The sequence below is a fragment of the Saccharospirillum alexandrii genome, from assembly GCF_004000275.1.
GTDB lineage: Bacteria > Pseudomonadota > Gammaproteobacteria > Pseudomonadales > Natronospirillaceae > Saccharospirillum > Saccharospirillum alexandrii.
On record NZ_RCIP01000001.1, the window covers coordinates 1,015,651 to 1,041,154 of the forward strand.

At 57.3% G+C, this 25,504-nt stretch carries 18 protein-coding genes; 6 read left to right on the forward strand and 12 right to left on the reverse strand.

Going from position 1 to position 25,504, the window contains the following annotated elements:
- Positions 1 to 178 precede the first annotated feature (178 nt).
- Positions 179 to 1,249: an aldose epimerase family protein gene (locus EP166_RS04725; RefSeq protein ID WP_164743815.1), complete on the forward strand. Its 1,071-nt coding sequence runs from the start codon at positions 179 to 181 to the stop codon at positions 1,247 to 1,249.
- 199 nt (positions 1,250 to 1,448) lie between these two features.
- Here the strand turns inward: EP166_RS04725 and trhO are convergent, their stop codons facing one another.
- The gene (trhO, locus tag EP166_RS04730) at positions 1,449 to 2,456 is read right to left on the reverse strand and encodes an oxygen-dependent tRNA uridine(34) hydroxylase TrhO (protein ID WP_127555630.1); all 1,008 of its coding nucleotides are present in this window, start codon (positions 2,454 to 2,456) and stop codon (positions 1,449 to 1,451) included.
- A gap of 210 nt (positions 2,457 to 2,666) precedes the next feature.
- Here trhO and EP166_RS04735 point away from each other — a divergent pair, with 210 nt between their 5' ends.
- Positions 2,667 to 3,113 carry a hypothetical protein gene (locus tag EP166_RS04735; RefSeq protein ID WP_127555631.1) on the forward strand — a complete coding sequence of 149 codons (447 nt, stop codon included), beginning with the start codon at positions 2,667 to 2,669 and terminating at the stop codon, positions 3,111 to 3,113.
- A gap of 33 nt (positions 3,114 to 3,146) precedes the next feature.
- Here the strand turns inward: EP166_RS04735 and EP166_RS04740 are convergent, their stop codons facing one another.
- The 3 genes from EP166_RS04740 to EP166_RS04750 all read right to left on the reverse strand — a co-directional run bounded on the left by EP166_RS04740 (position 3,147) and on the right by EP166_RS04750 (position 6,874).
- Positions 3,147 to 4,124: an alpha/beta hydrolase gene (locus EP166_RS04740; RefSeq protein WP_127555632.1), complete on the reverse strand. Its 978-nt coding sequence runs from the start codon at positions 4,122 to 4,124 to the stop codon at positions 3,147 to 3,149.
- 63 nt (positions 4,125 to 4,187) lie between these two features.
- Complete coding sequence (locus EP166_RS04745) at positions 4,188 to 5,612, reverse strand: DUF3482 domain-containing protein (RefSeq protein WP_127555633.1); 1,425 nt, start codon at positions 5,610 to 5,612, stop codon at positions 4,188 to 4,190.
- Entirely contained in the window at positions 5,609 to 6,874 is a 1,266-nt protein-coding gene (locus EP166_RS04750) for a DUF2868 domain-containing protein (protein ID WP_127555634.1), read from the reverse strand. Before EP166_RS04750 ends, EP166_RS04745 begins: the two co-directional genes overlap by 4 nt.
- Before the next feature lie 175 nt (positions 6,875 to 7,049).
- Here EP166_RS04750 and EP166_RS04755 point away from each other — a divergent pair, with 175 nt between their 5' ends.
- Together EP166_RS04755 and EP166_RS04760 are read left to right on the forward strand one after the other, a co-directional pair.
- Positions 7,050 to 7,358, forward strand: coding sequence for an isoamylase early set domain-containing protein (locus EP166_RS04755; RefSeq protein WP_127555635.1), 309 nt, complete (start codon positions 7,050 to 7,052; stop codon positions 7,356 to 7,358).
- Between the two features lie 223 nt (positions 7,359 to 7,581).
- Positions 7,582 to 8,598 (forward strand): endonuclease/exonuclease/phosphatase family protein, encoded by a 1,017-nt coding sequence (locus EP166_RS04760; RefSeq protein ID WP_127555636.1) that lies wholly within the window; start codon positions 7,582 to 7,584, stop codon positions 8,596 to 8,598.
- 4 nt (positions 8,599 to 8,602) lie between these two features.
- On the opposite strand, the gene ppsA is transcribed toward EP166_RS04760, so the two are convergent.
- Complete coding sequence (gene ppsA, locus EP166_RS04765; protein ID WP_127555637.1) at positions 8,603 to 10,975, reverse strand: phosphoenolpyruvate synthase; 2,373 nt, start codon at positions 10,973 to 10,975, stop codon at positions 8,603 to 8,605.
- A 224-nt stretch (positions 10,976 to 11,199) separates the two neighbouring features.
- On the opposite strand from ppsA, the gene ppsR reads away from it, so the two are divergent.
- Positions 11,200 to 12,033, forward strand: a complete 834-nt coding sequence (gene ppsR / locus EP166_RS04770) for a posphoenolpyruvate synthetase regulatory kinase/phosphorylase PpsR (RefSeq protein WP_127555638.1) — start codon at positions 11,200 to 11,202, stop codon at positions 12,031 to 12,033.
- 82 nt (positions 12,034 to 12,115) lie between these two features.
- On the opposite strand, the gene EP166_RS04775 is transcribed toward ppsR, so the two are convergent.
- The 4 genes from EP166_RS04775 to EP166_RS04790 all read right to left on the reverse strand — a co-directional run bounded on the left by EP166_RS04775 (position 12,116) and on the right by EP166_RS04790 (position 17,746).
- Positions 12,116 to 14,251: a M4 family metallopeptidase gene (locus tag EP166_RS04775; protein ID WP_127555639.1), complete on the reverse strand. Its 2,136-nt coding sequence runs from the start codon at positions 14,249 to 14,251 to the stop codon at positions 12,116 to 12,118.
- A gap of 482 nt (positions 14,252 to 14,733) precedes the next feature.
- The gene (cfa, locus tag EP166_RS04780; protein WP_246026215.1) at positions 14,734 to 15,957 is read right to left on the reverse strand and encodes a cyclopropane fatty acyl phospholipid synthase; all 1,224 of its coding nucleotides are present in this window, start codon (positions 15,955 to 15,957) and stop codon (positions 14,734 to 14,736) included.
- Between the two features lie 267 nt (positions 15,958 to 16,224).
- Positions 16,225 to 17,106 carry an AEC family transporter gene (locus EP166_RS04785; protein WP_127555640.1) on the reverse strand — a complete coding sequence of 294 codons (882 nt, stop codon included), beginning with the start codon at positions 17,104 to 17,106 and terminating at the stop codon, positions 16,225 to 16,227.
- 49 nt (positions 17,107 to 17,155) lie between these two features.
- Positions 17,156 to 17,746, reverse strand: coding sequence for a DUF998 domain-containing protein (locus EP166_RS04790; RefSeq protein WP_164743816.1), 591 nt, complete (start codon positions 17,744 to 17,746; stop codon positions 17,156 to 17,158).
- Between the two features lie 748 nt (positions 17,747 to 18,494).
- Between EP166_RS04790 and nhaD the strand changes: the two genes are divergently transcribed.
- Positions 18,495 to 19,853, forward strand: a complete 1,359-nt coding sequence (gene nhaD, locus EP166_RS04795; protein ID WP_220432479.1) for a sodium:proton antiporter NhaD — start codon at positions 18,495 to 18,497, stop codon at positions 19,851 to 19,853.
- A gap of 75 nt (positions 19,854 to 19,928) precedes the next feature.
- On the opposite strand, the gene EP166_RS04800 is transcribed toward nhaD, so the two are convergent.
- The 3 genes from EP166_RS04800 to putA all read right to left on the reverse strand — a co-directional run bounded on the left by EP166_RS04800 (position 19,929) and on the right by putA (position 25,358).
- Complete coding sequence (locus EP166_RS04800; protein ID WP_127555642.1) at positions 19,929 to 20,264, reverse strand: carboxymuconolactone decarboxylase family protein; 336 nt, start codon at positions 20,262 to 20,264, stop codon at positions 19,929 to 19,931.
- 156 nt (positions 20,265 to 20,420) lie between these two features.
- On the reverse strand, positions 20,421 to 21,884 hold the full coding sequence (gene putP / locus EP166_RS04805; protein WP_281276766.1) for a sodium/proline symporter PutP: 1,464 nt from the start codon (positions 21,882 to 21,884) through the stop codon (positions 20,421 to 20,423).
- A 288-nt stretch (positions 21,885 to 22,172) separates the two neighbouring features.
- The gene (gene putA, locus EP166_RS04810; protein ID WP_127555644.1) at positions 22,173 to 25,358 is read right to left on the reverse strand and encodes a bifunctional proline dehydrogenase/L-glutamate gamma-semialdehyde dehydrogenase PutA; all 3,186 of its coding nucleotides are present in this window, start codon (positions 25,356 to 25,358) and stop codon (positions 22,173 to 22,175) included.
- Between the last annotated feature and the right edge of the window lie 146 nt (positions 25,359 to 25,504).

Here is a 25,504-nt window from a genome sequence, read left to right on the forward strand (position 1 = left end):
CGTCGGCCACCAATGTTGGCTCTGTGGGGTCGGCGTAAATCCGTCCTTGGAGCCTAGGCCGCAGCATCCTTGCTGCGGACTCCCCCACAGACCCAACATTGGCACCCGCCACTCGTAATCTGGCAAATTTAAGACTTGAGTGACAATAAATAAATCAACAATAAATCTGGAGCCCCCTGTGACCGCCCCCCCAATTAACTCTGAAGAAACCATTGGCACCCTCAGTGACGGCCGCGCCGTTAAAGCGTTCACGCTGCGCAACAAAAACGGGAGCGAAGCCCGATTCTACAACCTGGGGGCGGCATTCGTGGGCTTTCGATTACCCGGCATGGCGGATAACGAAAACCTGGTTCTGGGTTGCGACACGCTAGAGGCCTTTATTGCCCAGAACGCCAACTTTGGCGCGACCATTGGCCGCTACGCCAACCGCATTGGCCATGGCAAAACCAGCGTCAACGGCCAGGCACTGGACCTTGAGTGCAACAGTGGCGGGCACCATCTGCACGGTGGATCACAAGGCTTTGGTCACCTCATTTGGGACAGCCAGATCAACCTGGAAAACGACGAACCCAGTCTGATTTTCACACTGACGTCACCGGACGGCGATGCCGGCTACCCGGGCGAGCTGACCATAACTCAGCGAATCCGGCTAACGGATAAGGATGAGATTGTCATCGACTACGAGGCAACCACGACGAAAACCACGCTGGTGAATCTGACCAATCACGCTTATTTCAATCTCGCGGGTGCGGCAGCAGGCACGCTGAAAGATCATGAATTCCGGGTACACAGCGATACCGTGACCGACATCGATGCCACGCTGCTGCCCACGGGCCAATTGGTTAAGGTTGAAAACACGGCGCTGGATTTGCGCAACTGGCGCCCGATCGACCAGGCACTGGAAAGCCTGGATGACCCCAGCCTGGCTCGGGCCGGCGGCTACGATCACAACTATGTATTTGGCAACACAATGGAGGAGCCACTGACGCTGATGGCCGAAGCCCGGCATGTACCCAGCGGTCGCTGGATGCGGTGCTCAAGTACCCTGCCCGGTGTGCAGTTTTACAGTGGCGGTTTTCTGGGCGGAACGCCGAAAAACGATACAGAGACTTATCAGCGCCATGGCGCTTTCTGCATGGAACCGGGCGCTTGGCCTGACTCGCCCAATCACGAGCACTTTCCCGATTGTACCCTGAGCCCGGAACAGACTTACCGGGCCACTCTGGTGTTTGGATTCGGGCAGGATTGAAATCGCCGCAGCTAATACAAGTTTCGGAGTTCGCTGAAAAGACGAGCGACGGCTACCTGGGGTACCTCTGTGGGGGAGTCCGCAGCAGGGATGCTGCGGCCTAGGCTCCATGGACGGATTAACGCCGACCCCACAGGGGTGCCCCAGGTGGCTGGCGCGGGCCATTGCCACCTAGCAGCCCCGAACTCTGGAACTTGGGCTATGCAGACAAGCCAGCAGACCGCTGGGCCTCACGCTCAGCCGCTTTGCGAGCCCGGCGCTGTTCGATGCTTTCTTTGGCGTCGGCACCGATGTGCGCTTCACCGCGCGCTTTGGCCAGTTGCACCTGGCGTTCGCGCTCAATAAAGCGCTGACGACGGTCTTCGGTCACCTTGTCGTAGCAATGCGGGCAGCTAACGCCCGGTTCGTAGTGGGCGTGGGCTTTTTCGGTATCGGAAATGGGCATCCGGCAGGCGTGGCACTGGTCGTAACGGCCGGGTTCGAGGCCGTGTTTTACCGTGACGCGGTTATCGAACACGAAGCACTCGCCCTGCCACAGGGAATCGGCTTTCGGAACGTTCTCGAGGTATTTCAGAATGCCGCCTTCGAGGTGGTACACCTCGTTGAAGCCCTGCTCTTTCAGGTAAGCCGTGGATTTCTCGCAGCGAATGCCGCCGGTGCAAAACATCGCGACTTTCTTGTGCTTGGCCGGGTCAAGGTTCTGTTTTACATAGTCCGGAAATTCACGAAAAGTCTGGGTATGTGGGTTCAGTGCATTCTTGAAGGTGCCAATGGCCACTTCGTATTCATTACGGGTATCGACCAGCACAACTTCGGGGTCTGAAATCAGCGCGTTCCAGTCTTCGGGCTTTACGTAGGTACCGACTACATTCAGCGGATCGATGCCTTCAACACCCATGGTGACGATTTCTTTCTTGAGCTTTACCTTGGTGCGATAAAACGGCATCTCATCGCAAAAAGATTCCTTGTGGCTGAGGCCGGCGAACGGGCCCTGGCTTTTAATCCAGTCAAGAAGGCGCTGTATGGCCTCCGGTTTGCCGGCGACGGTACCATTGATGCCCTCAGAGGCCAGCAGCAAGGTGCCTCGAATACCTTCCGCTTCCATCAGATCCAGCAGGGGTTGACGGTAGTCGGCGTAATCGTTGAGACGAACGAAGTGATACATTGCAGAAACCGCAATGGTTTCTGCTACAGTGGTGTCAGTCATGAAATGTCCTATAGCGGGCTGGATCGCAAATCCAGAGCCACAGATTAATGAGGTCGCGAAGTTTAAGTGACCCGGGCGTTGATTTCCATAGCCGTTCTGGCCGTTACAGCGTTCAAATTGTCGTGATGACCCGCTAGACTGCATCGTCAGGAGTCTTAAACAAGGCTGTTTAGCTTCGAAACTCCACACTGTTCGCTTGAGGATACTCACATGAAAAAAGTACTGATCGCAGCAACGCTCGCGGCCGCAACGCTTGCCAGCACGGCCTATGCCGGTGGCCGCGGTGGCGCTGAGCTGGGCCTCGCCTCCTATGGCGGTGGCGTTGGTTTTATCGGCGCCATCGGCTTCCCCATTCACGTTCCCGCACTGCAAAACAATGGTCTGAACACCTACGGTGAACTTGAGTTGGGCGTTGGCTTTAACGATGATGTAGCCATCGGCGGAGATCTGTCACTGGGTTTTCTGTTTCCGCTCGATACCGGCCTCGACATGTACGCGAGCCTGGGCCCGGGCCTTGGCGCTGAGGGAAATGGTGATGCAGACTTTGGCCTGGCCGCTGAAGTTGGGCTCAATATCCTGATCAGCAACAGGGTACTGTTCATCGAAGGCGGTGCTCACCCGGGTAATGGGTACTTCACGGTTGGTCTGCACTTCTAAGTAGGCCCGGCTCACACCGGGTCAGGCTTCAGGCTAACCCGGTGTGGCTGCTATTTCCTGTTGTTTCAGAAAGGTCAGCACCTGTTCTATGCTGTCTTCGGTCCGGTGTGGCGCAACGATGTCTCCGGTGAACACATGGTTGGACTCCCCGTCCACCCCATCAATCCGAATACGTTCCTTAATCTCAGAACCCCACTTCTCGTAGACCCGGTCTGTGTAACGGGCATTCACCACCTGATCGTCCTCACTGTACAGAAACAACGAAGGGGCCGTGATGGCGTCGAGTCGGCTTTTTCTGACCGCAACCACCAGTGCCTGCAGTTGATGCAGCACCCGGGTGGGGTAACTGGAGGTCCAGTATTTGCCAGACAGCTCACCCTCTGGTTCACGGCCATATTCCTGACCGGCAAGCCACGGCATCCAATAGCGGGACCAGGGCCAGCCAAACAGCTTCGACGCCCAATGTCGTGGCTGAAAGTTGGGAGCGAACAGCACCATGGCGGCCAGGGCATCCTGTGCCGATGGTTGTTGTGCCAGCCAGGTAGACAGAGTGCCACCCGTCGAGCAACTGATGACGATGACACGGTCACCCAGCGACCGGGCGATCTGCCAGGCTTCGGCGGTGTCTTTCAGCCAGTCACCGGCCTGGGCCTTGCCGAGGCTTTCGCTGTCGAGGCCATGGCCAGTCAAACGGGCGCCGTAATAGTTGGCGCCAATGGCCTCGGCGACCCGTTCGGGAATGGGAGCCAGCTCCTGGCGGGTTGCGGAAAAACCGTGCAGGTAGAGCACCACCAGCGGTGTTTTGGCCGGTGCGTTCGGGTTGGCGAACCGAACGTGCTTTTCGGCCCCTTCAGTGACTTCGCCCCGTGATTGCTCCGTCTCTGCCAGCCAGTCGGACAATCCACCAAGCTCGACTGGCAGTTCATCGACAACCCACCGCAACGCCACTCGGGGCCTCGGGCCCAATACGATCAATAAAACGACTACCAGGCCCAGCACAATCCAGATCACGTTACGGCGTCCTTACACGTTTGGTTAATAAGGGCAAAAGAGTATCACATTGATGGCTTTTTACTAAGACGGATTCGACTCAGGTTTATCCATTTGCTCCCCAAGAGCAACAATCAGACCCATTAACTGGCTTTGTTCACTCTCGTTCAAGGGTCTTTTCATCATTTTACGGACCCAGTACACCCACTGGACCTGCTGTTTGCGACCCAGGCCGTCCAGCCAGTGGCTTAAATCAGACTGATTAAGTAACACGGCATCGCGCCGGGCATGGTTACGGCAACGCAACTGATACCAGATGCGCAGGCTTCGCCCCGCCAGGGCCAATGCAAACTCGAGATTGGAGACCGGCCCGAGTTGCCATTGCTCGTAGCCGGGCACCCGGGACAGCACCTCAAAACTCAGCGGGTCGCGTCCGGCAAAGCCTCCGGCCAGGCTACCCAGTGCGCCGCCCACAACCGCTCCGAGAAACAGGGAGGTGCCCCCGACGGCTGCATCGACTGCCAGCCCGGAAGCCGCACCGGCCGCACCGCTCAGTGACGCCAGCCGGGTTCGCGACAAGCCCCAGGCCCGCCATTCGTGCGCATCCAGCAAGTCATCGGTCGCCAGCGATTGCCATTCGCCAGTCCAGTCCAGATTGCGATGCCCGTAATAGCCCGCGAGGGTGATCTGCAGTTGCTGCTCCTGTCGCTGGATATCGCGGTTAAATTGAGCCAGCCCCTGCTGCTTGAGTTGATCTTTGGGACCGGCCAGGGGCAGACGCAGACGGTGTTGCAGCACTTTTTGCAAGTACAACACCAGGGCTTCAGCGCTGTGCTGATGGCGTTGCTGGCGTTGCTCCGACAAGGCCTCAACGCTGCGCATCAGGCCCTCACGCCAGGGCAGATGAATCTCCGCCATGCTGCGCAACAAACCCAGATGATGCTCAAACGGTGCCTGCAAAGGGTTGAAGGTGCGCACCAGCGAAAAATACTGCTGCAGCGCCAGTTGCCACTCGGCTTCGTGTCCGGTTGCCCGTATTGGGTTCAACAGCGCCAGTCGCGGCTGGGCGGTCCAGGAGAGCAGCGTCAGTTCGGCTTCAAAGGTGGCGTCGAAACGCTGGCTGGTATCGACTACATAAACAATGCCGGCTCCTTCCAGCACGGGGGTCAGCAGAGTGCAGTCGTCTGCGAATTTGGGGTCGTCGCGATGCGCCTCGACAAACCGCCGCAACGCCTCAGGCCGGCCCGCGGCACCCTCACTGTGCTGTTCACACCAGGCGATGATCTGGCGTGCACGCTGAAACCCGGGTGTATCGATCAGTTCATAAAGAACGCTTTGCTCAAGCATCAACTGATAGCGATGGGCATCCCGGGTGGTGCCGCTGACAGGAGATACCGCGATGTGGTCATCCTGAGTCAGCGTCGACACCAGGCTGGATTTGCCCTGATTGGGGTGTCCAACCACCGCGAATACCGGGGTAGCCATGGCAGTTGCGGGGTTCCGGGTCATGATGCCCCCTTCCCGGCTTCCGGCTCGGTTGCCTGATCTTCCAGCCAGTACAATTGCACTGGCAACTCCTGGGTGCTGACGAAGCCCTGCCAGCTCTGGCGGTCGGTTGCCCGCTGTCCGGAACCCGGTTCAGCCGAACTGCTTAACAACACTTTGACTTCTTTGTGGCTGCCCGCGCTGAGGGTGATCAGGTCGGCCAGATCACCGGTGGGCACTGCCTGTGCGGAAATCACCCACACCGGCTCTTCCTGCTCGGTATACCGCTCAATAGTCGATTCGTCTTCCGCCAGACTGCCGCGACCGAGCTTGACTGAGCCAGCGGGCAACCTGCCGGGCAGCGGGTCCTGCCAGGCGAGTACCGGTACCGAAGGCGACATCCCGGCGGTCGGCAGGTCCGTTTTGTCGGCCGTAAAGGTGGACGGTTGCTCCGGTGTCAGCGATTCAAAGTGCAACGCTTCGGGTCGCTGCTGTTCAAAGCGCTGGTGCAGCTGCCGGTTCCAGCGTGGCCAGTTCGCCAGCCGGCGCCTCAGTACCCCGTGATTCACCAGCAAAGCGATGGCCACCGGCAGCAATACCCATAGCAGAGTGACCTGGGTCAGCCATACCGCCCAGTACTCCGAGAAATTCAGCAAATCGCTTTCCCACCCGGTAATGCTGCCTGCCTGCGACGCGCTGATCGCCAGCGGTTCGGGTACGTTCAAAATACCCAGCGTCAGCAGCGCGAACAGATCGTCGACTCGCGCCGAGGCACCCTGCAATGAGGTGCTCCAGTAGAAGATCAGTTGCCGCGTCAGCAACATCAGCCACATCCAGGCCATGCCGGCGACCACAAACAGCGCCTGGGCTTTCAGGCTTTGGGTGGCGCACCAGGCGGCGATCACTGCATCGTCTTCGCTGCTTAGCCAGTGGCGCCACCAGGGGCTGCGCTTGCGCCACCAGGCATTGACCAGTGTCCAGACGAGCACCAGCAACGGAGCCAGCCAGAACACCAGCAAAAAAATCAGCATGTGGATGCCGCTGCCATCGGGCCAGACCATCAGCCCGCTGAACGCAAGAATGCCGTTAATGGCTCCCAGCCAGAACCACCATAAAAACCACGGCATCCTGCGCTCAGCCGGTAAGGTGCTAGCGTGTCCGAGAAACTCGAACCAGTTGTCCGTAGCCGGGCCTGAACGAAGCTCGGGTTCGGCACGCAACCAGCGCAACCCCAGGTCGATGGCTTGGGAGGGTGATGTCTTCAAAGACGGTCGTGGTGGTGTCATGGAGTCCTATTAAGATCGCCGGTTTGAGACCGGCACGTTGCAAAAATAAACACAGCAGTGGCCCGAGTTTAGCAAGGAGCTTCGCAGGCGTCGCCTGCCCATTGGCGAGACCTGACCGCTGTAACTATGCTCATTGTACTTGTCTGAATTTGGCTGACCGATACAGGATGATCCCATGACGGTAAAAAAACGCTACCTAACCTCCAGACCCGAATGTCGGTGTACCTTTGTGTTACCTGCCGAAGCTGCTCCCAACGCCAGTACCGTTGCCCTGGCCGGTGACTTCAACGACTGGTCACCCGACAGCCATCCGATGAAACGGCTAAAATCCGGCGACTTTAAACTTGAATTGAACCTGCCGGTCGGCCAGCAATACCAGTATCGCTTTTGCATCGATGGCAGCCAGTGGGAAAACGACTGGAATGCTGAAGCTTACGTACCAGCCGCTGGCCTGCCGGTCGATAACAGTCTGGTCACACTGTAGCCTCCTGCTGCAAATAAGTGCATTCAGCCGGGTTCCCTGAGGGCGATGCCCCGGGCTCGTGCAACGTAGACGTTGTTAAATGCCCCGGCAGCGGGCTGGCACTAACTGCGGTTCTGCTGTCGGCAGGCACAAGGACAAGCCTAAGCCTGCGATGACAGCATAAGGCTGCATTCACCTGGGCGAGGTCGTACACTGCTCCAGTGTGTATCAACAGGTAAATTGGGTGAACAGGCTTCGACTGGCGACCTATAACGTCGCACTCAACCGCCCCAGCGCTGGCGATCTGACGACCGAGCTGACGGAAAAGCCGGGGCCTCAGGTAGCTGCGCTGCTGCAAGTAATGGCGCACGTCGATGCCGATGTCTGGGTCATCAATGAGCTGGACTACGATCCCGGGCAACGGGCGTTAACGGCTTTTCAGGCACGGCTTCGTGAAGCGGGCATGGATTTCCCCTATCGATTTACCGCGCCGGTGAACACCGGCGTGCCGTCCGGGCGGGATCTGGTAAAACAGGACATAACGAGCACCCGGGAATCCCCATTCGGGTTCGGCGACTTCCCGGGCCAGTACGGTATGGCGGTTTTGTCCACTATTCCGCTCGATACTGAGGCGTGCCGGACGTTTCAGCACTTTTTATGGCGCGATATGCCCGGCGCCCTGTTGCCCGAAAACCCGGACGGTTCGGCCTTCTATTCGGACGATGACCTGGCGGTGATGCGCCTGTCGAGCAAGTCCCACTGGGACTTGCCGCTGGCATTGCCCTCGGGGTTGTGCCATTTGCTGATCAGCCACCCCACCCCTCCAGCCTTTGATGGCCCGGAGCGGCGCAACGTTTGCCGCAATCATGATGAGATTCGGTTCTGGGTGGACTACATCAGTGGGGCGTCGTATATGACGGATGACCGGGGGTTATCTGGCGGTTTGGCAGCCGAGCAGCCATTCATCGTGGCGGGCGATTTGAATGCGTCATCGGCGGGCGGCGACAGTCAACCGGGAGCGATTAACCGCCTGGTCACACATCCGTCTGTTCAGCCACTTCGGCCGCTTTCTGACAGAGGCCATGACCTGACCGCACGCTGGAAAATGCGAGCCGACTACGTATTGCCGTCGACTCAACTGGCGGTTCTCGGGACAGGTGTTTTCTGGCCAGCACCGGAGCACCCGCTCAGTGCTGCGTTGGAGCGGGCGTCCGATCATCGGCCGGTCTGGCTGGATATTGCCCTGCCAGACCGGCCCTGAGGTATCAGGCCTTGCCGTGATGCTCGGCCAGGTAGATCCAGGTGCTGAGCACTGAATCCGGGTTCAGTGACACCGATTCGATGCCCTGGTCCATCAGCCATTCGGCAAAGTCCGGATGGTCTGACGGGCCCTGGCCGCAGATACCAATGTATTTATTGGCCTTGCGACACGCTTGAATGGCCATGCTGAGCAGGATTTTGATGGCATCATTGCGTTCATCGAACAGGTGCGCAATCACGCCGGAATCCCGGTCGAGGCCCAGGGTCAGCTGAGTCAGATCGTTGGAGCCGATGGAGAAGCCATCGAAGTACTCCAGGAACTGATCGGCCAACAAGGCGTTGGACGGCAGTTCGCACATCATGATCAGTTTCAGATCGTCCTTGCCGGATTCCAGGCCGTTGTCGGCCAGCAATTCGACCACCTGACGCGCTTCATCAACGGTGCGTACAAAAGGCACCATCAACTGGACGTTGGTCAGCCCCATTTCATTGCGTACCTTTTTCATGGCCCGGCATTCAAGCTCAAAGCACTCGCGGAACGAATCGTCGATATAACGCGAGGCGCCGCGAAACCCGATCATGGGGTTCTCTTCCTGAGGTTCATATTGGGAACCGCCGACCAGGTGCGCGTATTCGTTCGATTTGAAATCGGACAAACGCACGATCACCGGTTTCGGGTAAAACGCCGCCGCAATCGACGACACGCCCTCGACGATTTTCTCAACGTAGAAGTCGACCGGACTCGGGTAGCCGGCCATTCGGTGGTCGATGCTCTCGCGCACTTCGACCGGCGCTTCGTCGTAATGCAGCAGCGCCTTGGGGTGCACGCCGATCATCCGGTTGATGATGAACTCAAGCCGGGCCAGGCCGACACCGGCGTTGGGCAGCGACTGAAAATCGAAGGCCCGGTCAGGGTTGCCGACGTTCATCATGATCTTGAACGGCAGATCCGGCATGGTGCTCAGGTCGTTCTCTTCGACGTTGAAGTCCAGCAGCCCCCGGTAAACGCGGCCGGTATCACCTTCAGCACAGGAGACGGTGACGTCGTCGCCACTGATCAGTTTATCGGTCGCGTCACCGCAGCCGACCACAGCCGGAATGCCCAGTTCGCGGGCAATGATGGCGGCGTGGCAGGTACGGCCACCGCGGTTGGTGACGATGGCCGAGGCCCGCTTCATGATCGGCTCCCAGTCCGGGTCGGTCATGTCGGTGACCAGCACATCGCCGGCATGCACCTGATGCATCTGGCTGAGATCACTGATCACCTTGACCGGGCCCTGACCGATGCGCTGGCCGATGGCGCGACCATCGATCAGCAGCTTGCCCTTCTCTTTCAGCGCATAGCGTTCAATGACGGTGGCCGAGCCACGGCTTTTCACGGTTTCCGGTCGGGCTTGTACGATGTACAGCTTGCCGTCTTCGCCGTCGCGCGCCCACTCAATGTCCATCGGTCGTTTGTAGTGCTTCTCGATGGTCATGGCCTGGTGAGCCAGTTGTTCCACTTCGTCATCGGTGAGTGAGAACCGGGACCGGTCGGCTTCGTCAACCTGAACGGTTTCAACGGATTTGCCGGTTTCGGCCGATGCTCCATAGACCATCTTGATCAGCTTGCTGCCCAGGGTACGACGCAGAATGCCGTGGTAACCGTCGGCCAGGGCGCGCTTGCTGACGTAAAATTCGTCGGGGTTTACCGCCCCCTGGACCACGGTTTCGCCCAGGCCATAGGCCGCGGTAATGAACACCACCTGGTCGAAACCGGATTCGGTGTCCATGGTGAACATCACCCCGGAGGCACCAATGTCGCTGCGCACCATGCGCTGTATACCTGCCGACAAAGCAACGTGGGCATGGTCGAACCCCTGATGCACCCGGTAGGCAATGGCTCGATCGTTAAACAGGGAGGCAAAGACTTCCTTGATCGCCTGCAGCACTTCGTCGATGCCGTGGATGTTCAGAAAGGTTTCCTGCTGGCCGGCGAAGGAGGCATCCGGCAGGTCTTCTGCGGTCGCCGAGGAGCGCACGGCCAGTGACCGGCCCGGGTCACCATCGGTCAGTGTCTGGTAGGCCGCCCGCACCTCTTTTTCAAGACGCTCGGGGAACGGCGCCAGCATGACTTCCTTGCGGATCTCACGGCCCACTTTTGCCAGTGCTTCGACGTCGTCGACGTCCAGCGATGACAGGCGTGAATCAATGCGCTCTTTTAGCCCTTCAAAAGCGAGGAATTCGCGATAAGCCTCTGCGGTCGTTGCAAAACCACCCGGCACTGTCACGCCCAGGGCCGACAGATGACTGATCATTTCACCCAGGGAGGCGTTCTTGCCGCCCACGGTGGGTACGTCGTGTATACCCAGTTCGGTAAAGTCCTTAACGAATTCCATGCTGATCTCCACGTGCTACTTGATAGGGTTGCCTGCCCTGTTGCCGGGCAGTGCATTCATTAAACCTCAGATCGAGGGCGTTGTGCATTTATTCTATGAATGATGACCATTGCCTTGCGGAATGGTCGGAACGGCTGTTATACCTAGACAGCGCCGCTATAGTGTAGGACATCGACATGGGGATGTGACCCCCACTGACCCGCTCCGGATTCAAGGAATTGTTCATGAGTGCCAACCGCCCCGTCTTTTTTATTTCCGACAGCACCGGCATCACCGCTGAAACGCTGGGCCACAGTCTGCTGTCCCATTTCGACCGTACCCAGTTTACCGAAACGATTCTGTCGTTTATTGATACGGAACAAAAAGCGCGCAATGCGGTTGACCGGGTGGCCAGGGCGGCCCGCGAATCGGGTCTGCAACCGATCATTATCGAAACCATCATCGACCCGAAGATTCGCGACATTGTGCACGACAGCGATGCCCATACAGTCGATATCATTTCGACCTTTCTGGGCCCCCTGGAGCAGTTGCTGGGGCAGGCGTCGAACATTCGCATCGGCCGACCCGAGGTGTCAGCCGACTTTGGCCATTACCAGCGCCGTATGGATGCCATGCAATTCGCGCTGGAGAACGACGACGGCCGGCGACTGCATCATTACGACAAGGCCGATATTATTCTGGTCGGCGTTTCCCGCAGCGGTAAAACTCCGACCAGTATCTTTCTGGCGCTGCAAGCCAACATTTACGCGGCCAACTACCCGCTGACCGACGATGACTTTGAAGAAGCGCGCATGCCCAAGGCACTGGAGCCCTTTCGCAACAAGCTCTATGGCCTGAGCATCGACCCGAAACGGCTGAACCAGATTCGCGACGGGCGCAAAGCCAACAGCGACTACGCATCGCTGCGTCAGTGTGAAGATGAAGTACGCATGGCCGAGGCTCTGTTTCGGCGGTTCGGCATTCCCTTTATCGATACAACACGGTTGTCGATTGAGGAAATCTCCACGCGCATCATTGTCGACAAGGGCTTGCGCGACCGCATTCGAACCGTCAATTAAGGCTGGCATCCCAGTTGGTCAACCAGGCCACCAAACGCAAAAAGGGGCCGTAGCCCCTTGCTAATCACAACGTTGCGCTGGCTTAGTTATAAGACCAGTTCAGCGTCACTCCCGAGAAGGCGTAATAGGCTCTGATGCCAATCGTCCAGGTATTCGCAGCCGGATTGGTAAAGCTGCATTGCTCTGAATTGCCACTGCGATAGGGCCGGCAATCGTAACGGTTGCTGGTCGGCTGATCGCCCTGCCTGACATAAAGATCGGCATCACCGCTGCCACCCTCGATGCCTACGTTCAACGAAGACATACCGGCAGGCACATCGATCGTGTAATACAGCCACTGGCCCTGAGCCGCCGACAGGTTCGACTCGGTGCCCGCATCCGGGCCGCCGCCATCAGTGCCTTCGTCAAATTCAGCCAGCAGCGTTACACCCTGGTAGCTGTTGTAGCCGCGCACCATGACGTGATAAACCCCAGCCTCGGGCGAAGCAACTGTGCAGGACTCTGCATTACCATCTTCCCAGGGGCGGCAATCGTAGTTTGACGTCGACGGCTCGCTGCCAAATTGCGTATACAGATCGGCATCACCACTGCCACCGCTGATGCTGATGGTCAGATCGCTGGCTCCGGCAGGCACCAATACGGTGAACCGCTGTTCAGACCCCTGCCCACCTTGCAGATCCGTTACCGGTACGCCGTTTTCAAGCTCCGATTCGACGGGTCCGGTTGGCACACACGCCGCTGTGGAAACGCCGACGGTATCAAAGGCATCGACGACAACCTCAAGGTCATACCCCAGCGCCTCCGTTGCATCGACTGCACCACAGGCCCCCGCTTCGTAATTGGTCGACTGGTTCCAATACATCTGGTTGGCCAGTACGAAAATATCGAACGCCTGACGCGTGTCCCAGCCTTCGCTGGTCGCGATCAGATAAAACGCCCGGTTAAACACGCCGGAGCTGTGGTGAACGTCCATGCCACTGACATAATCCGATACGTGGCCGATGGAACTGCCGTCTCTGGTCGGGTCGTCCATATAACGCAACGAGCCCTGGCCTTTGTAGATATCGGCACCTACCATCCAGTCGTTGCTGCCCTTCATGAAATATTCGGCCGCTTCCCCGGCCATATCCGAGAACGCCTCGTTGATACCGCCGGACTGATTGGCATACTGCAGGCCAGAGTTCTGCTCGGTAAAGCCATGGCTGACTTCATGCGCCGACACATCCAGACTGACCAGCGGGTAGAAGCGATTGGCACCATCACCAAAGGTCATCTGCGAGCCATCCCAGAAGGCATTCTCATAACTGTTGCCGTAATGCACACGCATTCTCAATTTCTGGGCCAGTGGCGATGTGTCGTACCACTGCTGATACATATTGAACACCACATTGCCAAAATAATGGGCGTCATTCAGCGGGGAATAGGCACCGTTGGTGTAACGGTTTTCATTGTTCGGGCAGGTGAAGGAAAACACGTTGCCACCACTGGTGGCGCCACCCATGTCGATCGTCTCGACATTGTCAGTCGACATTCGGCAGTTGTCGTCGACGTCCATCGCCGGATAATCGGTCCCGTAGACATACTGGCCGGTTTTTTCGTTTCCGCCCGGCCCGGTTGCTTCCTGATGCGCGATGCCATCCCAATGCTCAAGCACGGCGCCAGTATGAGCATCGATAAAATAGAAAGGCCGCGATGGCTCTTCCCCGTACTCAACCCAGTTGATCAGATAGGCCAGCCGCGTCTGATCCTGCTCATCGACATGAATATACAGCGCGTGATCCTGATTCTTTGCGGCCAGCTTTAACGCCTCAAACGACATCGCGCCGGCGCTGATGCCCTGCTGATTGCGCTCTACAACCGATTGCGTCATCGCCCGGTCTATCGCGTCGGTTACTTTAATGGAGGGGATGACGGACGGTACTTCTGCAGCCAGCCCGATCAGTGCATCGCCACTGACGTCGGCCGCGATGCCCTGCCCGGTCTGCGTCACCGTCTGCCCCCAGACGGGAACGCCCTGGTGCATTTGCTGATACCGCGTCACTGTCATGCCATTGGCCAGTGCCCGGCTGTTAACCGATGTCATCTCAACACCGCTCTGACTCGCCGCTATGCCTTGCGATGTCAGCATGTCGGCACTGGCAGGCACCCGGTCGGCTGCCTGCACACCGGCAACCAGCGTCGCCGCCAGAGACAAAGTAATCCTCGAAAATTGCTTCATGATTGGTTTCCTTCTTCTATTATTTTTTTACCGTTGCCACGGAGCGCAGTGCGCCTCCATGAGGGATCACCTCGCGACAGCAGCACACCCATCAAGCTCCCTGATGGATTGCGACACTGCACATTGGCGTAACGGAATTCGGAAGGTAAGACGTCAGAAGACTGGCCAACGGACACTGTGCGGGAATCGCACACCGTTGCTTTCACAAACCCTGAGTTGAGACAGGCTCGAACTCTGTTCGGGGTTACCGAACTCCGTTAGCATGCCCGAATAACTCATCGAGCAATGCACATAAGCTCGGTTTTTTAGAAATAACGCTTACTCTTTTGTCGGGTCTGCCAACTCTCTCACAGCCTGAACATTGAATGGACTAACACCGGTAGGTGTGGTGCTCTTTTTGCTTTGATGACAAGGTGGTGATTACCCCTTTGGCGGGAAAAAATAAAGCCTTCGCCCGCTACTTCATGAACAGGCGATTATTGCTATCGAACACTTCGATACTCCTGATCTGACGTTCCTGGCGAATAGACCTGCTGCCATAACTGACCCTGCCGGGAGCGGAAGAAAGCAGCACAGCTGTATAGGTAAAACATCCACAGCCGCTGAAACCGCTCGTCATAGCGGTCTGACAGCTCAGGCCAGGCCGCATCGATTCGCTCCGCCCAGGCCATCAGGGTGCGATCGTAGTCGGGTCCGAAGTTGTGCCAGTCTTCCAGCCGGAACAGACCCAGGCTGGCGTTGTTAATCTCGCGCCGCGACGGCACCTTGCCATTGGGGAAAATGTATTTGTTGATAAAAGGCTCGGGTGCCGCACTGTCGGCTTCATCGCCGATGGTATGCAACAAAAACAGGCCATCGTCGGCCAGCAACCGGTGGACCGTTTCAAAAAAGGTACGATGGTTCTTGGCACCGACGTGCTCAAACATGCCCACCGAGACGACCCGGTCGAATCGCCCGGTCAGGCTGCGATAGTCGGCCAGCCGAATGTCCACCGGCAAATCGGCCAGTTTCTGCCGGGCGAAAGCCTGCTGTTCCTTACTGACCGTAACGCCTACTACATTGACCCGATAGTGCCGTGCCAGGTGCCCGGCCAGTCCACCCCAGCCACAGCCGATATCCAGTACGGTCTGGCCGGGCCTGAGGTCAAGCTTGCGACAGATCAGATCAATTTTTGCCCGCTGAGCGTCGGCCAGTGTCTGCGCCTGCGCCCAATAGGCACAGCTGTACATCATGCTCTCGTCGAGCATGTGTCGAAACAGGTCGTTACCGATGTCGTAATGCACCTTGCCGACGGTGAAGGCACGCCGGTCACTCTGAAAGTTTATAAGCCGGTACGCCAAACCACGGCAGGCATCCTTCAACCGAACCAGCGCCGGCATATGGCCCTGAATACCGGTTCTCAATAGACGGGTCACCATTTCGTCTATGCGAAAACTGCTCCACCAGCCGTCAATATAGGACTCGGCCAATCCCACAGACCCGTGACGCAACAGGCGCCCGTATAGCCGCGGGTCGCGTACCTGAAGATCCCAGGGGCGGTCGCCCTGAACCCGAATATCGGCCTGATCCAGTACTTTCCTGATCCAGGAGGGTGGCTGAACATCAACCGATGGGGTTTTATGGGCAAAATGGGAGGCATCGGCCGGGCGTCGGGCCGGGCGGGATTCATTCGCAATGGAATGATCATGGGTCATCTTTGTCGTCATCGCTATCCCCTCTGAATCTGTATTCAGCGAGACAGAACCAACCAATCCTTTCAGGGTAACCGAACTAACTTGTGACCAGTGTACTCCAACCTTTCACACGGCGGTGACACCGACTGTCTTCGGGCAATGAATACATTTCGTTACCCATAGCTAAGCACTGCTTTAACAGAGTATCAACTCAGAAATTGCCAATCAGGTCGATTTAACAAGCAAATGAGGCTGTCGGCCAATACGCTGACGAGGGAAAGTCACAGCCATGAGGAGGCCTTACGTTCCACCCAGCACCCAGGCAAGCACCAGGGGTATCGACACAATGCTCAGTGCATTGGAAAACATCACCATGGCGGCCACCTGTTCCGGCTGCTGGTTGTAGCGTTCCGCAACCAGATAATTCAATACCGCCGGTGGCAAGGCACCAAACAGTATCAGCATGGCTTGTTGCACGGGCGACAGATCCAGCAGCAGCGCCAGCGGCCAGGCCACTATCAAGCCGAGAATCGGCGAGGCAACTGCACTGACCACCCCGATGCGCCAGCCACTTAAGTCCAGATTCACCAGCCGGACACCCAATGCGAAGAGCATCAGCGGAACCGCGATGTCTCCCAGCAAAGCGAGCGAACGAATCAACCAGTCGGGCAAGTTTACGCTGAAGCCGGCTATGGCCAGACCCAGAGCGGCGGCGATGATCATGGGGTTCTTCAGGACATGCAGCAGATGAGTTCGCGGGTTAAGCAACCAGGCTCCCACGGTAAAATGCAGGGTGTTTTCCACAATAAACAGAATCACCGCCGCAGGCATGAATGCTTCACCGAAGGTGAAGAGCATGAGCGGGAGCCCGGTGTTGCCGCTGTTGCGGAACATCATCGGCGGTACAAAGGTTTTCCAGCTCACCCCGATGGCCCGGGCCAGGTAATAGGCACCGATGCCAGGCAGCAAGGTCACCAGTATGGCACCCAGTGCCAGTGGCGCGTAGTCGCCCAAATCAACCGGGCGCGAGGCGAACACGCTGAGAATCAGGAAGGGTGTGAATACATCGATGTTGATGCGATTGGCCGCTTCCATGTTTGGGGCGTGCTTGCGCCCGTAGAGAAACCCGATCAGTACAACCAGAAAAATGGGCACTACAATGCCCGCAATACGCTCAACCATGACGCTTAACCAACCTGTCTAACCAGAGAGAGTCCTGCCGGTAATCCGCTCAAAGGCGCGACTGGCGCCCGGGCAAACGCCAGACCCATAGCACCCACAACAGGGCAAAATTCAATTCAAACAGCCGCTGCCACACCCCCGGGTACCAGCCGCGCTGCCAGGCAGCTACTTGCAGAACCAGAAAGATTACCACCAGCGTCACTTTCAGTGCGCTCATGCCTTTGATGGAGGTCGCTGGCACCAGCCGGACACCCGAGACAACGGCACCAGCGCTGAGCACCCAGATCAGCGTGCTGTGAATCAACTGGTTGGCGCTGCCCGAAGCCGGGCAACCCAGATCACAGGGAAACACCACACTGCCGATGTAGCTGGCAGCAAACGCTATGGCCCCGAACCGCACCCAGGGGTCCATTTTGTTGGGCTCCAACGCTTTTCGGGCGGCCTCGACAGCCCCCATCCAGAAGGCACCAATGAGCAAAAAAGCACCGTTGGCGGCCGATCGGTTGGGCATATCAATGGCACCCAGCTCGCTGATGAACTGAACACTGCTGTATCCCGGCACCCGGGCACCCAAGACCCAGGGCAAGGCCACCAGCAAAAGCGTGGCGAGCATCGACAACATCATGGCTTTGGTATTCACAGGCATCCTTTTAATAAGCCGGTCGCAGCGCAGAGCTTACCGGGCCGGGCCCGGCTGGTACAGAGCCAGGCACAAACAGATTTTGCATTCTGGCTCCAGAACTGAATAATAGCGGCCTGTTTCGCCCACCTATCACCGGGTTTCGCCACTGCCATGTCAGGGTTGCTCTCATTCAGACACTCCGGAAGCACGCTTCCAGTGGCCTTGCTATGGCTATTGCTCAGCCTCTCGGCATCCGCCTTCGCCCAACCGCCCTCTGAACCGGTTTGCGCGAGTGATATCGACACCGAGTCTGAGCATTCCGCTGACACTCACCTTTTACTGACGGAAACCGGTTTAACGCCCGACTTTTCACTGGACGACCGATCCGAGCCAGCCTCCCTGCCCTCTCTGCTGCTACTGGCTCGCCTGCCATTAACCACCTCTGACTCCATTCCGACCGGAAGCAAACAACGCCTCACTGGCTGTCATTTCAAGGCCTGGCCACAGGCACCTCCAGCGACTTGAGCTAATCTGTCTGTTTGATGGTTTGCTTGTAAATTGAAGTTTCTGAGGTGTTAGCAAGTTGAGTGATGGCTGCCGGGTGGACTCATCAGGGGGAGTCCGCAGCATGGATGCTGCGGCCTAGGCTCCATGGATGGATTTACGCCGACCCCGGATGAGTCTACCCGGTCGCGATCACGGATTCCTGGCACCAAGGCCCACATTGTGATTGCCAAGTCACACCTTCTGTAAATGGAGCGATTCTGTGCCCTTAGCGTTAATCCTGATTATCGGTATTTTTACTCTTGGCTACCTCGCCATCATTGCCGAACACAGTCTAAAGATCGACAAGACAGCCCCGGCGATTATGAGCGCCGTCCTGTGCTGGACGGTTTATATACTGTTCGCTGGCGATCTGATCGCTGTGGATACTTTGCCTGCCTGGTTTCTGGAAGAGCATGCCAACCTCGACCAGAGCGCGCTGATTCATACCTGGGTTGGCGAGCATCAATTGCTGACTTTCCTGGGTGAAATTGGCTCAATTCTGTTCTTTCTGCTCGGCGCCATGACCATCGTGGAATTTGTGGATGCGTATGGCGGCTTTGCCATTATTACCGACCGAATCAAGGCAACCTCCACCGTTACCCTGCTGTGGATGATTGCGATACTCGCCTTCTTCATGTCAGCCGCGCTGGACAATCTGACCACCACCATTGTGATGATATCGCTGATTCGAAAGCTTATCGCCAGCCGTCAGGAACGTTTGTTTTTTGCCGGCATGATTGTCGTTGCCGCCAACGCCGGTGGTGCCTGGTCACCCATAGGTGACGTGACCACAACCATGCTGTGGATTGGTGGACAGATCACAACCATGGCAATCATCAAATCCCTGTTTTTACCATCGCTGATTTGCCTGCTGGTACCCATGCTGTATCTGACCTGGTCATTACGCGGCCAGTCCATTCACCCGCCCCAGGCGATGCCATACAAACAGGATGCCGATCAGGTAACCCGCCACCATCGCAATATTATTTTTGCAGTCGGTATTCTGGGGTTGCTGTTCGTGCCCGTGTTCAAAACCGTCACCCACTTGCCGCCCTTCATGGGCATGATGCTGAGCCTTTCGGTACTGTGGATCGTCAGTGAAATCATTCATCACAGAGCCGACTACGACGACGACACCGAACTGCACATTACCCGGGTGCTGAAGCGCATTGATACACCCAGTGTGCTGTTCTTTCTGGGTATTCTGCTCGCCGTTTCCGCGCTGGAAGCCACTGGGCTGCTATCGTCCCTGGCCAGTACCCTGGATCAATCGATCGGTAACATTAACCTGATCGTCTTTCTGATCGGGCTGATGTCTGCCGTTATCGACAACGTCCCCCTGGTTGCCGCAACCATGGGCATGTATGACCTGTCGATTTACCCAACCGATGCCGCAATGTGGGAATTTCTGGCCTATTCTGCCGGAACGGGAGGCAGCTGCCTGATCATCGGTTCAGCCGCCGGAGTAGCCGCCATGGGGATGGAGCGCATCAGTTTCTTCTGGTACCTGAAGCACATCGCTCCGCTGGCGTTGATGGGGTACATCGGTGGCGCCCTGTTTTATCAGTGGGTTGTGTAATCGCTGCAAGCAACCCTGGCGCGGGCCTGCAGGTCCGCGCCATTCGTATTAAGGGAAAGGAATTCCCAAACCGCATTAAGCCGTTAATTCCTCAAACACGGACATGGCTTCGCCTGCTTTCATCAGTCCCGGACCTCCGCCCATTTGTATAACCACACCCAGCATGTCGGTGAAGGCTTCCCGGGTCACCCCCAGTTTTACCAGCGAGCGCACGTGGTAACCAATGCAGGGCTCACAGTTCACACTGATGGCGATGGCCGTTGCGATCAGTTCCTTGGTTAAATGAGTCAATTCGCTATCCACATAGGTTGCTTTGCCGACTGACTGAAAAGCATCGTAGGTGGCAGGCTGTTCTTTGCGCAATGCAATCAGGTGAGGGGTCAGGTCGTTGGTCTTCTTTAAAATACTCATGGGGTACCGCTCCTGGTGTCAGTGCGATCCAGTATAGAGAAGTACCGGCAAGACACATTGAGCTTGGTCAGTAAAACAAAAAAAACCGGGCGTTTGCCCGGTTTTTGGGTAACTGACGTTACCTCATTAGTTCTTCAGAAAGGCGTCTGGCGGCCATTAGCCATTCACTTCCTGAAAAGTAGCGTGCATTTCCTTTGAAGGTTCTTCCGATGCAATGCTGCCAACATAGACGGCAATGGCCGAGAACAGGAAGCCCGGAACAATTTCGTACATGTCGAAAATGCCACCGGTCATCTGCTTCCAGACAACAACGGTAATACCGCCGACCAGAATACCGGCAATGCAACCGATCCGGTTCATGCGATTCCAGTACAGCGACAGAATAACCGCAGGGCCAAAGGCCGCGCCGAAACCAGCCCAGGCGTATGACACCAGTGCCAGTACCGAGCTGTCATCATCGAGTGCAAAGAACCATGCAACCAATGCAATGAGAACCACAGCGCCGCGACCAATCTTAACCAGTGACGCCGGATCGGCATCTTTTCTGAAGATCGACTTGTAAAAATCTTCAGTCAGTGCAGACGAAGACACCAGCAACTGAGAATCGGCAGTTGACATGATCGCTGCCAGAATCGCCGCCAGCAAAATGCCTGCCACCAGCGGGTGGAACAGTGCCTGCACCAGGCTGATGAACACAGTCTCACCATCGGGCAAACCGGTTTCAAAATAACCAATGCCCGCAATACCAACCAGTAGTGCACCAGTCATACCCAGGAACGTCCAGGTTACGGCAATGCGACGCGCACGCTTCACTTCGTTGCGATCTTTAATGCCTTTAAAACGCGCCAGAATGTGCGGCTGGCCAAAATAGCCCAGGCCCCAGGCCAACGACGAGATAATGGCAATCAACCCCAGGGAAGACCCATCGGCACTGGTGAACATGCTGACCAGGTTCGGGTTTTTCGCTTCCAGAACGGCCGCCGGGCCCTCACCGATCACCATGAGTGCAAAGATCGGCACAATGATCAGCGCGGCCGCCATCAACAAGCCCTGCACCAGGTCTGTCCAGGAAACGGCCAGATAGCCGCCAAAGAGCGTGTAGGAAACCACCATGATGGTACCAATGGTAACGGCGATGGTGTAATCCCAACCGAAGACGGTTTCAAACAATTTGCCGCCCGCAACCAAACCGGAACTGGTGTAGAACAGGAAGAACAGCAAAATGAAGAACGCTGAAATGGCACGAATCGCCACCTTGTCTTCGAACCGGTTGCTGAAGTACTGCGGCAACGTCAGGCTGTCTGAAGCGGCTTGTGAATAGGCACGCAAGCGTGGCGCGACGATCAGCCAGTTCAGATAAGTGCCAGCCAGCAGACCGACGGCGATCCAGGCTTCACCCATGCCCGAGGCATAAATAGCACCCGGCAGGCCCAGCAATAACCAGCCAGACATATCGGAAGCACCGGCCGACAGCGCTGAAGGCCAGGCACCCAGAGAACGACCGCCCAGAATGTAATCAGACAGGTCTGTCGTGCGGCGATAGGCCCAAAGGCCGATCCACATCATACCCGCCAGGTAAATAATAAAGGTCAAACTGACCGCGATGGTGTTGCTCATAATGTACTCCGAGTTCTAGTTGTTGTGATCGATTAAGCTATCGAGCGTTTCTCGTGCTGCTCCCGAATACCAGCGCTGTCCTGTGCAATGGGGTCGATCCGGGATGCAGACTCCTAACAACTCCACATGCCGGATCCAGTCGGGGCAGTTATTCGTGGCTGTTCAGGCAGCCACTGTTCACCGGGATCGGAGGCTGGGTTTCAACGCTCTGGCTCCGGTGTCATTCTCCGGCCGGTAGGCCGGTGGAACGATTCAATCGCCAGGCCGGCAGTTACCGGCACAGCAAAGTCTTCAATCGTCACTTTCCAGTGACAGCAAGCTGGCGTTACCGCCGACCGCCGTGGTGTTGATGGTACGGACCCGTTCGGTTGCAAAGCGTTTGATGTAATTCGGGCCACCGGCTTTCGGGCCGGTGCCCGACAACCCACGACCACCGAACGGCTGAACACCGACCACCGCACCAATCTGGTTGCGATTGACGTAGCAGTTTCCGACCCGGACCCGGGCTTCGATGTAGGCCGCCGTTGCTTCATTGCGACTGTGAATGCCGAGTGTCAGGCCATAACCGGTTTTATTGATGTCGGCAATTACCTGATCGAGTTCGCGCGCCTTGTAGCGATAGATGTGCAGTACCGGGCCAAACTGTTCGCGTCCCAGTTCACTCAGGCTTTCAATACGAATGGCGACCGGTGGGATGAAATAGCCATGCCGGGTGTGTTCACTCAACTTGGCTTCCGCCAGTACCCGGTCTTTCTTGCGCCAACCGTCTACATAGTCGGTCAATCCGGTCAGGGCTTTCTGGTCGATCACCGGGCCACAGTCGGTCTGGTATAGCTGCGGATTCCCCATTTCAATGCGGCTTAAAGCTCCGCCGATCAGTTCAATGATGCGGTCGGCCACATCGTCTTGAACGCAGAGCACTCGCAGGGCTGAACAGCGCTGACCGGCACTGGCGAAAGCCGAGCCCATCACATCGGCAACCACCTGTTCCGGCAAGGCCGTTGAATCAACGATCATGGCATTCTGACCGCCGGTTTCGGCGATGAAGGTGGGCATGGCGCCAGTCCGCGCTGCCAGAGTGCGGTTAATCAGCTGTGCCGTTTCGGTTGAGCCGGTAAACGCAATACCGACCAGGCGCTCATCACTGAGCACGGCATTGCCAATAACCGGGCCCGCACCCGGCAAATATTGCAGCACGTCACCTGGCACACCCGCCTGGTGAAACAGTTCAACCGTGCGACCGGCAATCAGCGACGTGCTTTCTGCCGGTTTGGCGAGCACGGTATTACCCGCTACCAGCGCAGCGCAGATCTGGCCGGTAAAAATGGCCAGCGGAAAGTTCCAGGGGCTGATGCACAGAAAAACGCCCCGGCCTTCGTAGTAATGTTCATTACTCTCGCCGGTCGGCCCGGGCAGCAGCGTTGGCTCGTTCATGTTGGCGCGCGCCTGCACCGCGTAGTAACGGCAGAAGTCGACGGCTTCACGTACTTCATCGATGCTGTCCTGCAACGACTTACCGGCTTCACGGGCACAGAGCGCCATCAGTTCGGCCGTGTTGGCTTCCAGCAAATCGGCCAGTTTGTCGAGGCAGGCGGCACGCTTGATCGCCGGTGTCCGGTTCCAGCCAAACCAGGCTGAATCGGCGGTTGCCAGCGCCTGTTGCGCCATCTCGGCATCGGCGAAGTGCACCTGCCCCACGGACTGCCGGGTGTCGTACGGGCTTTTAACGTCAATCACTTCAGAGGTTGACTGTGCTTTACCCGCCAGTAGCGGTTTCTGTACCCATTGGGTGTCGTTCCAGGCATCAATGGTGTGCATTAAGGGGTCTCGTTCAAAGGCTACGGCAAGGTTATACCCCTGAGAATTGCGGCGGCTGTCACCGTAGATCTCAGAGGGACGTACGATTTTAGGGTTGCGGAAAACGGCCCGGCTTTTCGCCAGCTCAACCGGCGATGACACCAGGTCACCCACCGGCGTTTCAGCATCGACCAGCCGATGAACAAAGGATGAGTTAGCGCCATTTTCCAGCAGGCGCCGCACCAGATAGGGCAGCAAATCCTTGTGGGCACCGACCGGGGCATAGATGCGCACACGGTGTTTGTCTTCACTGAGCAGGGTGTCGTACAGGGCGTCGCCCATGCCATGCAGGCGCTGGTACTCAAAATCCCGTTCCGGACGCTGCCGTGAGAACTCGGCAATCACCGCGACCGTGTGGGCGTTATGGGTGGCAAACTGCGGGTAAATGGCGCCATCGGCTTCAGCGCTCATCAGAAATCGCGCGCAGGTAATGTAGGAAACGTCGGTGTTTTCCTTGCGGGTGAATACCGGGTAATCAGCCAGGCCGAGTACCTGGGCGTGTTTGATTTCTGTATCCCAGTAGGCCCCTTTTACCAGGCGCACCGGAATCAGATCTCCCTGCACTTTGGCCAGCGACGTCAGGTACCCCAGCACCGCCAGGGCACGTTTTGAATAAGCCTGAATAACCAGGCCGAAATTGCCCCAGCCTTTGGCGGCGTCGCTCTGGTAAACCTGTTCAAACAGGCGCAGCGACAGTTCCAGGCGGTCTGCTTCTTCGGCATCGATGGTTATGCCGACGCCCAGTGCCCGTGCTTCGCTGACCAGGTCGGTGACGCGTTGGGCAAGCTCGGTCATCACCCATTCCTGATGGGATTCTTCATAGCGCGGGTGCAATGCCGACAATTTGATGGAAATGGTCGGCTTCGGTGCGTCACTGCCCCATTCGTCCATACGCGCGCCCAATGTTTGCACCGCATCACGATAGGATTTGAAATATCGCTCGGCATCCGGGTCGGTAAAGGCGGCTTCGCCGAGCATGTCGAACGAGTAGGTGTACCCTTTTTTGCGGTAGGACTTGCCGTTCTTGATGGCTTCCTTAATGGTGCGCCCGAGTACGAATTGCTTGCCCATAATGCGCATGGCCTGGTTCATCGCAGCACGAATGACCGGCTCACCGGCACGATTGATCAGCTTCGACAACAGGTTGGCAGGCGAGGTTTCACGACTGTCGAGCGAGGTTACCCGCCCGGTCAGCATCAACCCCCAGGTCGACGCGTTGACCAGCAGTGAATCCGACTTGCCCATGTGCTCTTTCCAGTCGGCAACGGACAGTTTGTCGCGAATCAGGTCGTCGGCGGTATCCGGGTCGGGCACACGCATCAGCGCTTCGGCCAGGCACATCAGAATCACGCCTTCTTCGTTATCCAGACTGTACTGCTGCAACAACTTGTCGACGGCATGGGCCACATCACCCTGGCTGCGAACCCGGTCCACAATGCGACGGGCAGTGGCCTCAATGGCTTGGGCACTGTCGTCACCAGGTTCTGCAACCTCAACCAGTTGCGCCATGTATTCGTCTTCATCAACGGCGTACTGGTCCACAATAAACTGAAACCACTGTTGTGGTGTCAGATCCCGGTAGTCTCCCGATACCGCCCGAGTGGCGTCAAACTGCGTCATAACCATCCTGCCTGCAATCTAGTTGGAGTTATGCAGACACAGTAGCCGAGCCCCTCAGGTTAGCGATTGTCAAAAACGGGGCTTTTTTTGTTAAATAATCCGAAAGTGTCGGGAGTGAACAGGTTCGAGCGAGGGCTATTAATGCG